Source organism: Mycolicibacterium moriokaense, from assembly GCF_010726085.1.
Taxonomy (GTDB): domain Bacteria; phylum Actinomycetota; class Actinomycetes; order Mycobacteriales; family Mycobacteriaceae; genus Mycobacterium; species Mycobacterium moriokaense.
The window spans coordinates 216,353-229,960 of the sequence record NZ_AP022560.1 but is presented as its reverse complement, the minus strand read 5'-3'; the positions used below and the strand labels follow the sequence as shown (position 1 = coordinate 229,960).

Annotated in this window: 11 protein-coding genes; 6 read left to right on the top strand and 5 right to left on the bottom strand. The window is 67.6% G+C overall.

Annotated features, from left to right (window positions below; all coding sequences use genetic code 11):
• Positions 1–83: 83 nt before the first annotated feature.
• The 3 genes from G6N43_RS00995 (at position 84) to G6N43_RS00985 (ending at position 4,452) form a co-directional block, all read left to right on the top strand.
• Positions 84–1,907 (top strand): phosphoenolpyruvate carboxykinase (GTP), encoded by a 1,824-nt coding sequence (locus G6N43_RS00995; RefSeq protein WP_083153031.1) that lies wholly within the window; start codon positions 84–86, stop codon positions 1,905–1,907.
• 140 nt (positions 1,908–2,047) lie between these two features.
• Positions 2,048–3,568: a fatty-acid--CoA ligase FadD4 gene (fadD4, locus tag G6N43_RS00990; protein WP_083153030.1), complete on the top strand. Its 1,521-nt coding sequence runs from the start codon at positions 2,048–2,050 to the stop codon at positions 3,566–3,568.
• Positions 3,565–4,452, top strand: a complete 888-nt coding sequence (locus tag G6N43_RS00985) for an enoyl-CoA hydratase/isomerase family protein (protein WP_083153029.1) — start codon at positions 3,565–3,567, stop codon at positions 4,450–4,452. The genes fadD4 and G6N43_RS00985 overlap by 4 nt, the downstream gene beginning before the upstream one ends.
• Before the next feature lie 53 nt (positions 4,453–4,505).
• On the opposite strand, the gene G6N43_RS00980 is transcribed toward G6N43_RS00985, so the two are convergent.
• On the bottom strand, positions 4,506–5,231 hold the full coding sequence (locus tag G6N43_RS00980; protein WP_083153028.1) for a GntR family transcriptional regulator: 726 nt from the start codon (positions 5,229–5,231) through the stop codon (positions 4,506–4,508).
• The gene (locus G6N43_RS00975; RefSeq protein ID WP_083153027.1) at positions 5,231–6,421 is read right to left on the bottom strand and encodes an acyl-CoA dehydrogenase family protein; all 1,191 of its coding nucleotides are present in this window, start codon (positions 6,419–6,421) and stop codon (positions 5,231–5,233) included. Before G6N43_RS00975 ends, G6N43_RS00980 begins: the two co-directional genes overlap by 1 nt.
• A 38-nt stretch (positions 6,422–6,459) precedes the next feature.
• Here G6N43_RS00975 and G6N43_RS00970 point away from each other — a divergent pair, with 38 nt between their 5' ends.
• The 3 genes from G6N43_RS00970 to G6N43_RS00960 are packed head-to-tail and all read left to right on the top strand — an operon-like array spanning position 6,460 to position 9,858.
• Positions 6,460–7,434 carry a MaoC family dehydratase gene (locus G6N43_RS00970; RefSeq protein WP_083153165.1) on the top strand — a complete coding sequence of 325 codons (975 nt, stop codon included), beginning with the start codon at positions 6,460–6,462 and terminating at the stop codon, positions 7,432–7,434.
• Between the two features lie 13 nt (positions 7,435–7,447).
• Positions 7,448–8,563 carry a CoA transferase gene (locus tag G6N43_RS00965; RefSeq protein ID WP_083153026.1) on the top strand — a complete coding sequence of 372 codons (1,116 nt, stop codon included), beginning with the start codon at positions 7,448–7,450 and terminating at the stop codon, positions 8,561–8,563.
• A complete protein-coding gene (locus tag G6N43_RS00960) occupies positions 8,557–9,858 on the top strand; it encodes an amidohydrolase family protein (RefSeq protein ID WP_083153025.1) in 1,302 nt (433 codons plus the stop codon). Before G6N43_RS00965 ends, G6N43_RS00960 begins: the two co-directional genes overlap by 7 nt.
• Here the strand turns inward: G6N43_RS00960 and G6N43_RS00955 are convergent.
• The 3 genes from G6N43_RS00955 to G6N43_RS00945 all read right to left on the bottom strand — a co-directional run bounded on the left by G6N43_RS00955 (position 9,855) and on the right by G6N43_RS00945 (position 13,517).
• Positions 9,855–10,766 carry an alpha/beta hydrolase gene (locus G6N43_RS00955; protein ID WP_083153024.1) on the bottom strand — a complete coding sequence of 304 codons (912 nt, stop codon included), beginning with the start codon at positions 10,764–10,766 and terminating at the stop codon, positions 9,855–9,857. The genes G6N43_RS00960 and G6N43_RS00955 overlap by 4 nt on opposite strands.
• Before the next feature lie 28 nt (positions 10,767–10,794).
• A complete protein-coding gene (locus tag G6N43_RS00950; protein ID WP_083153023.1) occupies positions 10,795–11,286 on the bottom strand; it encodes an Rv2253/PknI dimerization domain-containing protein in 492 nt (163 codons plus the stop codon).
• A 62-nt stretch (positions 11,287–11,348) separates the two neighbouring features.
• Positions 11,349–13,517: an acyl-CoA dehydrogenase family protein gene (locus G6N43_RS00945; RefSeq protein WP_083153022.1), complete on the bottom strand. Its 2,169-nt coding sequence runs from the start codon at positions 13,515–13,517 to the stop codon at positions 11,349–11,351.
• Positions 13,518–13,608: the final 91 nt, after the last annotated feature.

The following is a 13,608-nucleotide window of genomic DNA, read 5'->3' as shown; positions in this document are numbered from 1 at the left end:
GACGGCTGGGTTGTGCAGCCTTTTGGCTGGCTGTCGCGCTCCAGGTCCTGAGTCCTGGCAGAAAACGTATACAGGAGATTTTGATGACCGCAGCGACCATTCCAGGTCTGGACACCGCACCGACGAAGCACAAGGGGCTGCTCGCCTGGGTCCAGGAGGTCGCCGAGCTCACGCAGCCGGAACGCGTCGTGTTCGCCGACGGGTCTGAGGAGGAGGCCGCGCGGCTCTCCGAGCAGCTGGTCGAGGCGGGCACCTTCACGAAGCTCAACGACGAGAAGAAGCCGAACTCCTACCTGGCCCTTTCCGACCCCTCCGATGTGGCACGCGTGGAGTCGCGCACCTTCATCTGTTCGGAGCGCGAGATCGACGCAGGCCCCACGAACAACTGGATGGACCCGGCCGAGATGCGCCGGATCATGACCGACCTGTACCGCGGCAGCATGCGCGGCCGCACCCTCTATGTGGTGCCGTTCTGCATGGGCCCGCTCGGTGCCGAGGATCCCAAGCTGGGCGTGCAGATCACCGACTCGGAGTACGTCGTCGTCTCGATGCGCACGATGACCCGGATGGGCAAGGCTGCGCTGGACAAGCTGGGTGACGACGGCTTCTTCGTCAAGGCGCTGCACTCGATCGGCGCGCCGCTGGAGCCCGGCCAGAAGGACGTGCCGTGGCCCTGCAACGAGACCAAGTACATCACCCACTTCCCGGAGAGCCGCGAGATCTGGAGCTTCGGCTCGGGTTACGGCGGTAACGCGCTGCTGGGCAAGAAGTGCTACTCGCTGCGTATCGCCTCGGCGATGGCGCACGACGAGGGCTGGCTCGCCGAGCACATGCTGATCCTCAAGCTGATCAGCCCGGAGAACAAGGCGTACTTCGTCGCGGCGGCGTTCCCGTCGGCGTGCGGTAAGACCAACCTCGCGATGCTGCAGCCCACGATCCCGGGTTGGCGCGCCGAGACCATCGGCGACGACATCGCGTGGATGCGGTTCGGCAAGGACGGCCGCCTGTACGCGGTCAACCCGGAGTTCGGCTTCTTCGGTGTCGCCCCTGGCACCAACTGGTCGTCGAACCCGAACGCGATGAAAACCATCTCGGCCGGCAACACAGTCTTCACCAACGTCGCGCTGACCGACGACGGCGACGTGTGGTGGGAGGGCCTCGAGGGCGACCCGCAGCACCTCATCGACTGGAAGGGCCGCGATTGGACGCCCGACTCGGACGAGAAGGCCGCACACCCGAACTCGCGCTACTGCACCCCGATGTCGCAGTGCCCGACGTTGGCGCCCGAGTGGGACGACCCGCAGGGTGTGCCGATCTCGGCGATCCTGTTCGGTGCCCGCCGCAAGACCACGGTGCCGCTGGTGACGCAGGCCCGCGACTGGCAGCACGGCGTGTTCATCGGCGCCACCATGGGCAGCGAGCAGACCGCCGCCGCCGAGGGCAAGGTCGGCACCGTGCGTCGCGACCCGATGGCGATGCTGCCGTTCCTCGGCTACAACGTCGGCGACTACTTCGCCCACTGGATCGACATCGGCAAGCAGTCCGACGAGTCGAAGATGCCGAAGATCTTCTTCGTCAACTGGTTCCGCCGCGGTGACGACGGCCGCTTCCTGTGGCCCGGCTTCGGCGAGAACAGCCGCGTGATGAAGTGGATCATCGACCGCATCGAGGGCAAGGCCAACGGCCGCACCACGCCGATCGGCATCGTCCCGACCGCCGCGGATCTCGACCTGTCCGGCCTGGAGGTGGACCCCGCCGACGTGGACGCCGCGCTCGAGGTCAATGCCGACGAGTGGCGGCAGGAGATCCCGCTGATCGAGGAGTGGTTCGAGTTCGTCGGCGAGAAGCTGCCGACCGGCATCAAGGACGAGTTCGACGCGCTGAAGCACCGCCTCGAAGCGGAGTAACGCACCCTTCTTTCCGTGAGCAGACGCGAACACCCCCGAAATGGAGTGATTTCGGGGGTGTTCGCGTCTGCTCGCGGGGGTGCCGGGGCAAATTAGACCCACTTGACACCTGTCAAGATCGCGCGTCGTAGAGTCTGCGCATGCAGATTCGTGAGCATGCGGAAGCCACCCCCGACAAACCCGCCGTCATCATCCATCCGGCCGGGACCGTCGTCACGTTCAAGGAGCTGGAGGAGCGGGCCAATCGGTTGGCCCATCACTTCCGTCACGCCGGGCTGGTCGAGGGTGACACCGTCGCCATCCTCATGGAGAACAACGAGCACCTGCACGCGGCGATGTGGGGGGCCCGCCGCTGCGGTCTCTATTACACCGTGGTCAGCACCCACCTCACCCCCGCCGAGGTGGCTTACATCATCGACAACAGCGGTGCGAAGGCCGTGATCGGATCGCGCGGGACCCGCAAGATCCTTGAGGGCCTCGCCGAGCTCGACGTGCTTCCGGACCTGCTGATGATCGCCGACGACGATCTCGACGGCTGGCAGCGTTACCCCGAATGCGTAGCGGAGTATCCGAGTACACCCATCGACGACGAGCTCGAGGGCGATCTGCTCCAGTACTCGTCGGGAACCACCGGCCGTCCCAAGGGAATTCGTCGCGAGCTCCCGCATGTCAAACCCGCCGATAACCCGAACATCCTCTCCGCGTTGCTGATGGCGATTCGGATGGACTCGAACTCTGTCTATCTGAGCCCCGCGCCGCTCTACCACACCGCACCGTGCCTCTGGTCGATGAGCGCCCAGGCGATGGGTGTGACGACGGTGATCATGTCCAAGTTCGAGCCCGAATCCGCCCTGGACGCAATCCAGCGCTACAAGGTGACCAGCGGGCAGTTCGTGCCGGCGATGTTCGTGCGGATGCTGAAACTGCCTCAGGAACTGCGTGATTCGTACGACGTGTCCAGCCTGAACCGGGTCGTGCATGCGGCGGCGCCGTGCCCGGTCGACATCAAGAAGCAGATGATCGACTGGTGGGGTCCGGTCGTCGATGAGTATTACTCGTCGTCGGAGGGTGCGGGCATCACATTCATCAGCGCCGAGGAATGGCTGAAACGGCCTGGCTCTGTTGGCAAACCGTTGCTCGGTGTGGCGCACGTGCTCGACGACGACAGCAACGAACTGCCGGCAGGCGAGGCCGGGCAGATCTACTTCGACCTGGGTGTCGTGCCCTTCGTCTACCACAAGGATCCGGAGAAGACCGCCGCCTCACGCGACAAGCATGGCTGGGTGACGGTCGGTGACGTCGGTTATCTCGACGAGGACGGTTATCTGTTCCTCACCGACCGCAAGCACCACATGATCATCTCCGGCGGCGTCAACATCTATCCGCAGGAGGCGGAGAACATGTTGATCACCCACCCGAAGGTGCTCGATGCCGCCGTGTTCGGCATTCCCGACGACGAGATGGGCCAGCGCGTCAAGGGTGTCGTCCAGACCGTCGATCCCGCCGATGCCACTGAGGAGTTCAGCGAGGAACTCCTGGCGTGGCTGCGAGACCGGCTGGCGCACTACAAGTGCCCGAAGTCGATCTCCTTCGAGGCGCAGATGCCGCGAACCGAAACCGGCAAGATGTTCAAGCAGGAGCTGATAAAGAAGTACTCGTGACGCAAGTCGCCGAACTCACCGCGGGCGTGGTCGTCGCCATCGGATCTGCCTCCGACGACGCGCTTTTCACGCTCACCGAGGGGGACAGCGACGACCGCCGCGTCGTGACCGTGCCGTCGGTGTCCGACGCCCTCGACGAGCTCGAGGCGCGGTGCCAGCGGTGGCCGATCTCCGCGGCGGTCTGCGCCGATGTGCTGCGCGCCCTCGATGTCGACGCGCCCGCGTTCGCAGGCGTCATCACGGAATCGCTGGCCTATTCGACGCTGCAGTCGGGGCCGGAGTTCGCTCGCTGGCTCGAGGAGCGCGGACCCGCGCGGCCGATGGACATCCCGGATCCGGTGCAGGCCGAGCGCGTCGGTGACACCCTCTACGTGCGGTTCAACCGGGCGCAGCGGCACAACGCGTTCTCGACGGACGCGCGTGCGGCTCTGCTTGAAGCGCTCGAGGTTGCGCGGCTGGATACGTCGGTGACCGATGTCGTGTTGTCCGGCAACGGCCCCTCGTTCTGCAGCGGCGGTGACCTGGCCGAGTTCGGCACCTTCGCCGACCCGGCCAGCGCTCATCTGGCCCGCACCCGGCACAGCCCCGCGTTGGTGCTCGACGAGCTGACCGCTCGACTGGGCCCGCGCTGCCGCGCGGAGGTCCACGGTCAGGTGCTTGGCAGCGGACTGGAGATGGCCGCCTTCTGCGGTCGGGTGCAATCGCGCCCGGACGCCGTCTTCGGCCTCCCGGAGTTGGCTCTCGGTTTGATTCCCGGCGCGGGCGGCACCGTCAGCGTCACCCGGCGCATCGGTCGTTGGCGCACCGCCTATCTGGTGCTGAGCGGTAAGACGATCGACCCGCAGACGGCGCTGCGATGGGGCCTGGTCGACGAAATTTTGTGATTTCGGCGTGCTGGGTCACCCTGAGCGAGACTAAGCACGCCGAAATCGCTAATTTAGTTGCGGCGCAGCGTTACTCGGTAGGTGTACTGCTCCGGAAGAAAATGGCTGACCGACAGCTCGACGGGCTGTCCCGTGGTGTCGGTGTAGAGCCGGTCCACTCTCAGCATCGGGTGACCGGGTTCGCATGACACCGCCCTCCCAACCGCACTGTCGGCGGGGGTGACCGTAATCGACTGTGCCGCTTCGGCAATCGGCGACTCCAGGTGTGGCTCGAGCACGCCGATCACGGTCTGCGTGCCGACCGCACCGTCCTGCAGTTCCGGCGACGACAGCACGGCCTGTGCGACGGCCGGCGCGAGGTGCACGGTCGTCATCACGAACGGGACGCCGTCGTGCAGCCGACGGAACACCACGGAGTAGACGATGTCGTCATCAAGCCGAAGTCGGCTGGCGGCGTCCAGATCGACGCGTCTGCGCAGCCCGGAGAGCACCTCCATCGTCGTGTCGTCGGACAGGCTCATCAGGTCTTCGATCGAGCCGAGCTGACGTAGGTACCGCCGTCCCGTCTCGCTGGCGTAGGTGCCGCGCCCCGGCACGCGGTACACCGTGCCATCGGCGACCAGATCCTGAAACGCGCGCCGCACCGTCTGCCGCGAAAGTCCATATTGCTCAACTAGTTCCGACTCGGTGGGCAACCGCTTACCGTCGCTGTAGCGACCCGATGCAATGTCGTCGCGCAGCTGTTCGCGCAGCGTCTGGTACGCGGGCGCGTTGCGCATCAGATCCCGCCGCGGGCGACCAGCTGAGCGGCGATCACGTTGCGCTGAATCTCGTTAGTGCCCTCGCCGACGATCATCAGCGGCGCGTCGCGGAAGTAGCGCTCGACGTCGTACTCGGTGGAATAGCCGTAGCCGCCGTGGATTCGGACCGCGTTCAGCGCGATCTCCATCGCCACCTCGGAGGCGAACAGCTTCGCCATCCCGGCTTCCATGTCCGCCCGTGCACCACTGTCATAGCGTTCGGCGGCGTACCGAGTCAGCTGCCGTGCAGCTGTGAGCTTGGTCGCCATGTCGGCCAGGTAGTTGCCGATGGACTGGTGCTTCCAGATCGGCTGGCCGAAACTCTCCCGCTCCTGCGCATACTTCAAGGCGTCTTCCAATGCCGCCGTGGCGACGCCGAGCGCGCGGGAGGCAACCTGAATCCGGCCGGTCTCAAGACCTTTCATCATGTGCGCGAAGCCCTTGCCCGGTTCGCCGCCGAGTATCGCCGTCGTGGGCGTGCGATAGTCGGCGAAGGTCAGCTCGCAGGCCTCGACTCCCTTGTAGCCGAGTTTGGGCAGATCCTTCGACACCGACAACCCCGGGCTGGGGCTGAGTTCGAGGCCCGGCACGGCTTCGCCCTGTTCGACGAGCACCACCGAAATGCCTTTGTGCTTCGGCGTCGCGGCCGGATCGGTCTTGCAGAGCAGAGCGATCAGACCCGACCGGCGGGCGTTGCTGATCCACGTCTTCGACCCGTTGATCACCAGATCGCTACCGTCGACCGCGGCGACCGTCGACATGTTCTGAAGATCCGAGCCGCCGCCGGGCTCGGTGAGCGCCATCGTCGCGCGGAGTTCACCGGTCGCCATCGGCGGCAGGTATTTCTGCTTCTGCTCCTCGGTGCCGAACAGGGTCAGCAGCTTCGCGACGACGGTGTGCCCGCCCATCGCGCCGGCCAGGCTCATCCAGCCGCGCGCCAGCTCCTGCGTGACCTCCACGTAGCACGGCGTCGACACGGGCGTCCCGCCGTAGGACTCGGGAATCGCCAGGCCGTAGATGCCGATGCGTTTCATCTGCTCGATCCACGCCTCGGGGTATTCGTTGGCGTGTTCGACGTCGCGCACCGTGGGCTTCACGTCGCGGTCGATGAACGCCCGCACCGTGTCCACCAGCAGGGTTTCTTCTTCGGTCAACATATGTACGGCCATATTGACACTTTGTGCGGCCGAATGCCAGAGTGGCTGCCGTGAGCGGCCCCTATTTCGACGATCTGCACGTCGGCCAGGTCTTTGACGCGGCACCCTCGATGACCCTCACGGCCGGGGCCGCCGCAGTCCACCAGTCGATCCTCGGCGATCGACTGCGCCTCGCCCTCGACGGTGAGCTGGCTGCCGCCGTCACCGGCGCCTCGGCGCCGCTGGCCCACCCGGCCCTCGTGTGCGATGTGGCGATCGGCCAGTCGACGCTCGTGACGCAGCGGGTCAAGGCCAACTTGTTCTACCGCGGCCTGAAGTTCCACCGGTTCCCGGTGATCGGCGACACGCTGTTCACCCGCACCGAGGTGGTCGGGCTGAAGCAGAACTCGGCGAAGCCGGGCCGCGCCCCGACGGGTCTTGCGGCGCTGCGGATGACCACCGTCGACGACGTCGGGCGGTTGATCCTCGACTTCCACCGCTGCGCAATGCTTCCGCTGAGCGACGACGCGGTCGAGACGGGGCACGCCGACGATCTGTCCGCGATCGGCACCGAAGAGGCATCGGTTCCCGATCCGACCGCCGACTGGAACGCCGACGCCTACCGTGCCAAGGTCCCAGGTGCCCACTTCGACGCAGGTCTCGCGGGCGCGGTGCTGCACAGCACCGCCGACGTCGTCAGCAGTGCGCCGGAGCTCGCCCGGCTGACACTGAACATCGCTGCTACGCACCATGATTGGCGCAGTGGCGGTCAGCGGTTGGTTTACGGCGGGCACACCATCGGTCTGGCGCTGGCGCAGGCCACACGACTGTTGCCCAACCTCGTCACCGTGCTGGGCTGGCAGTCCTGCGACCACACCGGCCCCGTGCACGAGGGTGACACCCTCTACAGCGAGTTGCATGTCGAGGGCGCGGTGCCGCTGCCCGAAGGCCGTGGCGGGGTGCTGAAGTTGCGGTCGGTGGTGTCTGCCGTGGGGGAGCCTGACCGGCAGGTATTGGACTGGCGCTTTACTGCTCTTCAGTTCTGAGCACAATGGGCGTGTGACGTCGTTGGTCGTCCCCGCCGCCGTGTTGTCGCGGGCCCGCGACGTCGCCAACGACTTTCGAGCGCTGACCGGTACCGCGGTCGACGCCGACGTGATCATCGCGGGCCGGGCCGGATTACTTGGACACGTGCCGCAGGGCCGGATCTCGGCGGGTGGAGCGTCCCGCCTCATGCGAAGCCGCGACGGCTGGTGTGCGTTGACGCTATCGCGTCCCGACGATGTCGACACGGTGCCCGCGCTGCTCGAAACCGAGGCCGTCGGGGATGACCCGTGGCCGGCGGTGGAAAGCTGGGTCGCCGAACGGTCCTCCTCCGATGTCACCGACCGCGGCCGTCTGCTCGGCCTCCCGGTGGCCGCGCTCGGCGAAACTCCTGCAGCCCCACCGCATATCGTGCCCTACGGGACGGCGACGACGGAGCGCGATCTGACGGGCCTTCTGGTCGCAGACCTCTCCGCGATGTGGGCGGGGCCGCTATGCGGACAGCTGCTGGCGCGTGCGGGCGCGACCGTCGTGAAGGTCGAAAGCCCAGCCCGCCCCGACGGCACCCGCGCGGGTCCGCTGGCCTTCTTCGACTGGATGAACGCCGGAAAGCTCTCGTATGCCGTGGATTTCGATCATCCGAGGGCGATACAGGCACTGCTTGCCACGGCCGACGTGGTGATCGAGTCCTCGCGTCCGGCGGCGCTGATCCGCCGCGGCCTCGGGCCGGCGTCCATCGCTCCGCGCGACGGTCGAGTCTGGCTACGCATCACAGGCCACGGCACACAGGGGCAGCGGGCCGACTGGGTGGCGTTCGGCGACGATGCGGCCGTATCGGGAGGCCTGGTTCACGGCAGCGACGACGATCGGTCATTCTGCGGTGACGCGATCGCCGACCCGTTGACGGGCCTCGAGGCAGCGGTCGAAGTGGCCCGATCGTTGAGCCGCGGCGGCGGCGCGCTCATCGAGATGTCGATGGCGGCGGTGGCCGCCACGTATTCCGCCCTGCCCCGCGCTGAGGAAATCAACTGCACCGCAACACCACCACCATCGGCAGCGGCATCCGCGCTCGGCGCAGACAACGCCGTCGTCGAACAGCTGATCGCCGAGAAGCGCGTCGCTCCATGCTGATTCAGCGCGCGACACTAATCGACGGCGACACTGTGGACATCCGCGTCGAAGAACGAATCGTCGCCGTCGAGCCCAGGCTGACACCGCTGCCGGCCGAGGAGGTCTACGACGCGGCCAACGGGACCGTCATTCCCGGTCTGCACGATCACCACGTCCATCTCCGTTCAGCGGCCGCGGCGTTGACATCTGTGCGAGTGGGCCCCGCCGAGGTGCACACCCGGGCCGACCTGGTCCGGGTGCTCGCGAATGCCGACGTCGGCAGCGACGGGTGGATCCGCGCGGTCGGCTATCACGAGGCGGTGGCCGGACCGCTGGACCGCAGCGTGCTGGACGACGTGTCGCCTGCGGTGCCGGTCAGAGTCCAGCACCGCAGCGGTGTGTTATGGACCCTGAACTCGGCCGGCCTGGCCCGCGTGGGGCTCCCCGATCATCCTGACGGCCGCCTGCGAAGCGCCGATCACAGTTGGTCGGATACGTTGGAGCGCAACGAGAGTGGTCTCGCCGAGGTCAGCAGGCGCCTCAGCGCCTATGGGGTCACGGGGGTGACCGACGCGACACCCGACCTCACCGTCGGCGACGTCGTCAAACTCATGGACGCTCACCGTCGCGGGGAGCTGCACCAGCGTGTGCACTGCCTGGCCCCCGGCAAACGGATCCTGCACGACACCGATCTCGACCTGTCCGGCCTCACCGCGTGGGTCGCCGAGCGCCATCGCGAAGACGCACCGGTCGCGGTGCACTGTGTGACGGCCGCGCAGCTGGTCATCACGCTGGCCGCACTGCGATCGGCCGGCCCACATCCGAAGGACCGCATCGAGCACGCCGCGGTGGTTCCCGACGACAGCATCGCCGACCTCGTCGGCGTCGGCGCGACCGTCGTCACCCAGCCCAACTTCGTCGCCGAGCGAGGGGAGCAGTATCTCGAGGACGTGCCCGCCGCCGAGCATCACGAACTGTGGCGGGTCGCCGGCCTTAAAGCGGCCGGCGTGCCCGTTGCGCTCTCCACCGATATGCCCTTCGGCGACGACGACCCATGGAAGGCGATGCGCGCCGCCGTATTTCGCACCACCGGCGCCGGCACAGTGCTGGGAGCCGCCGAACGCGTCGCGGCGCGTGACGCCCTGCGGATGTTCTTCGGCGCGCCGGATGCGCCAGCTACGCCACGCCGGATCGCACCGGGCGAGCCCGGTGACCTGTGCATCCTCACCGCGCCTGCCGAGGAGGCGCTTGCCGAACTCGACGCGGGCATGGTGGCAGCAACAGTCGTCGCCGGGAACCTAGTCCACGGAGGCTAGGCTGCCGCGAGGGTCAGCAGCCGCTGAAGCGTGGCGCACTGACTTTCGAAGAACGACTGCGACACGTGCGCTTTCGGGGCGATCCCGTCGAAACCGTGGAATGCGCCCTTCACCACCTCGACGTCGCACGGTACACCCGCGGCCTTCAACCGCTCCGCGTACGCGAGATCCTCGTCATGGAACAGATCATGCGTTCCGACACCCATCCACGCCGGGGGTAACCCGCTGAGATCTGTGCGCCGCGCGGGCACCGCAACCTCGGGGTCGGCGTCGCCGAGGTAGGCCGACCACCCGAACTTGTTGAGCGACTGATTCCACAGCCGTAGACCGGGATGGTCCAGCCCGTGGCCGACGGTGCGGTCGTCGAGCATCGGGTAGACCAACAGCTGGGCGGCCAACGCGACCTCGCCGCGATCCCGAGCGAGGAGCGCCAGTGCGGCTGCGAGGCCGCCGCCCGCGCTGGCACCACCGATGGCGATGCGGCTGGGATCGACCGATGGCAACGCCGCCAGCCAGGTCAACGCGTTGTAACAGTCCTCCAGCGGAACCGGATAAGAGTGCTCGGGCGCCAGCCCGTAGTCGACGGATGCGACTGTCGCACCGAGGCGTTGGGCGTAGCGACGGCACAGCGCGACGTCCTGGCCCGGATGACCGATCACATAACCACCGCCGTGAATCCACAACAGCGCCGGTCCGGCACCTGTGACCCCGGCGGGCCGGTACAACCACACCCGGACTCCCGATGGCAGGGTCAGCGCTTCGACGTCCTTGGGTGCCTTGCGCCACATCCGGCGGGTCACCAGTCGGAGGACCGGCAGCGTCACCGGAGTGAACGCCTGCTTGGGGGCCAGCCGCGCGGCTCGGCGCAGATCTGGATGGAAGTCAGCAGTACGGGAAGTGCGCGGCACCTGACAAGTATGTATCAGCCGTCGGACTTCACGCGGGGACGACGGACAGCGGTGCGACGACCGTGCCGGGGACGCGAGGGCTGCCGCATCCAGGCGTGCCGACGGTCGTACTGCGTTTCCCGGCGAGCGTCCCGTTCACTTTCGGCTCCAGCGTGATCGTCATGGTTGCCGGGGCAGGGTCGCCGCCGCACGTCCACTGGAGTGGTTGCGCGGACTCCCACCTGCTGCCGGTCCAGTGGAAGTCGAAGGGGACGCCGCGGGCGGAAAGGCTGGAGTGTGCGATGCAGCCGCCTGCGGTGCAGGTCGTGGTGAAAGACACCTCGCTGGCAAACGGAATCGCGGGCAGAGGGGCGCCGTTGAACGTCTGCCGGTCAAGAGCCGTGGTCATGATGTACGGCCCGTTGAGCGGCACCATCGGCACCGCGGTCCCATCAGCCGGGTCGGGGCTGGCCGATGCTGTTGCGGGAGCCGTCACGAGCGCTGCGACGAGGCCTCCGACGAGGGCCCATTTCTCGACCATGCCCCTCAGTGTGCGCGTGGGGCAGGGGTCGAGGAATCGGGTGTTTCCCTATCTTTTCGCGTCTACTTCAGCAAAGGGTCGCGCGGCAGGCCGAGGATCCGTTCGGCGATTGTGTTGCGGGTGATCTCCGAGGTGCCTCCGGCGATCGTCATGGCCCGGTTGCCGAGGTATGCCAGCGTCAGCATCGGGGTCTGTCCGACGATGGCCGCCGACCCCGCCAGTTCCAGGCCCAGCTCGGTCATCCGCTGTCCGGCCTCGGCCAGCAGCAGCTTGGTGACGTTGCCTTCGGGGCCGGGTTCGGATCCGGCGATCGCCCGCGTCACCCGCCGCAGGTTCAGCAGCCGCAGCGTGTGCGACTCGGCGATGACCTCACCCGCGCGACGCACGTAGTACGCGGCCGTCTGGGCGGGGGCGTTGTCGAGCAGCTTGATCAGATCGTCAGCGGTGAACGCGCTGGCACCGCCCGATCCGCCGCCGATGGAGACACGCTCGTTGCCGAGCGTCGCGCGCGCCACCAGCCAGCCCTTGTTGACGTCGCCCACCACGTCCTCGTCGGGAACGAAGACATCGTCGAAGAAGACCTCGTTGAAGTGCGCGTGACCGGTCAGCCCCTTGAGCGGATTCACCGTCACCCCAGGGGCTTTCATGTCGATGGCCATCATCGTCACGCCGGCGTGCTTCGGGGCGTCGGGATCGGTCCGCACAGTCGCCAGCCCCCACTGGCACTGGTGCGCCAGGCTGGTCCACACCTTCTGCCCGGTGACCCGCCAGCCGCCGTCGACCTTCTTGGCCGACGTCCGCACCGCGGCGGCGTCCGAGCCGGCGTTGGGTTCGGAGAACAGCTGGCACCACATCACCTCGCCGCGCAGCACCGGTTCCACCCAGCGCTCACGCTGGTCGTCGGTGCCGGCCTGGGAGATCGTCAGCGTCACCCAGCCGGTGATGCCCAGGTCCGGTCGGTCGACCCCGCTGAACTCCTCCTCGATGACCAACTGCTCGAGCACGTCGGCGGCGCGGCCCCACGGCTTCGGCCAGTGCGGCACCAGATAGCCGGAGTCGACGAGGAAGTCGCGCTGCTTGTCGGCGGGCAGCCCGCGCAGCGTCGCGACGGCCTCGCGCGCCTGTTCCCGGTACTTCTCAGCTTCCTCGGGAAGGGTGAACGAGGCGCCGTGCGCCTGGCCGCTGCGCTGACCCTCGACGACGTCGAGCAGGGGATCGCCGGCCTCGGCCAGGATCGCGGCGAGGGTGCGGGCGCGGCGCAGGTACAGGTGCGAGTCGTGCTCCCAGGTGAAGCCGATCCCGCCGTGCAGCTGAATGTTGTTCTGCGCGTTCAAGACCTGGGTCCGAATGGAGTGTGATGCGGCCACCGCGGCGGCGAACCACGCGGTGTCCAAGTCGTCGGCACGCGCCGCGTCCCAGGTCGCCGCCGTCGTCGCCTCGGCGTTGACGAGCATGTTGGCGGCATGGTGCTTGACCGCCTGGAAGGTGCCGATGGTGCGGCCGAACTGCTCGCGCACCTTGGCGTAGTCGACGGCCATCTCCAGCGCTGCCCAGCTGACGCCGACGGCTTCGGCCGACGCCAGGATCCGAAACACGGTGCGTGCCCTGCGGGCGGCGCCGCGCAGGACCCGGTCCTCGGTGACCGTCACGTCGCGCAACGCGACGGACCCGATGCTTCGAGTCGGGTCCAGCGACTCCAGCGCCGTCACCGTGACGCCGTCGGCGCCGCCGTCGACCACCACCACGTCGTCGCCGGCGACGACCACCAGGACGTCAGCGTCCGGCGCCCCGAGGACGGCGGGGCTCTCACCGGTCACCACCAGGTCGGAGCCGACCTTCACGCTGCCCGAAAGGGCAAGCGCGCCGACGGTGCTGCCGTCGGCCAGTCCCGGAAGTAGTTGGGCGCGAAGGGAATCCGATGCACAGCGATCGATGACCACGGCGGCGGCGACGCTCGGCAGGAACGGGCCGGGGCTCAACTCGTGGCCCTGAGCTTCGAGCACGATCGCCAGCTCGGACAGCCCGAAGCCCGAGCCACCGTACTCCTCGGCGATCGCAAGCCCGGTCCACCCCTGCTCGGCGGCCGCCGACCAGAGCTCGGCCGGATGCGAGGATCCGCCGTCCAGGGCCGCCCGGGCGGCGGCGCGGCTCTTCAGCCGGTTGAGCTGGCCGAACGCGGCATCGGCGAGGTCTGTGTGCTCTTCGGTGATGGCTAGGGATGACTTGCTCACGGTGGAAGTCCTCATTCACGGATCGGTTTACATTCGACGCCTATAACGTCACGCTATCCCGTCGGCGCAGCTCAGCGCATACGTGATCCGG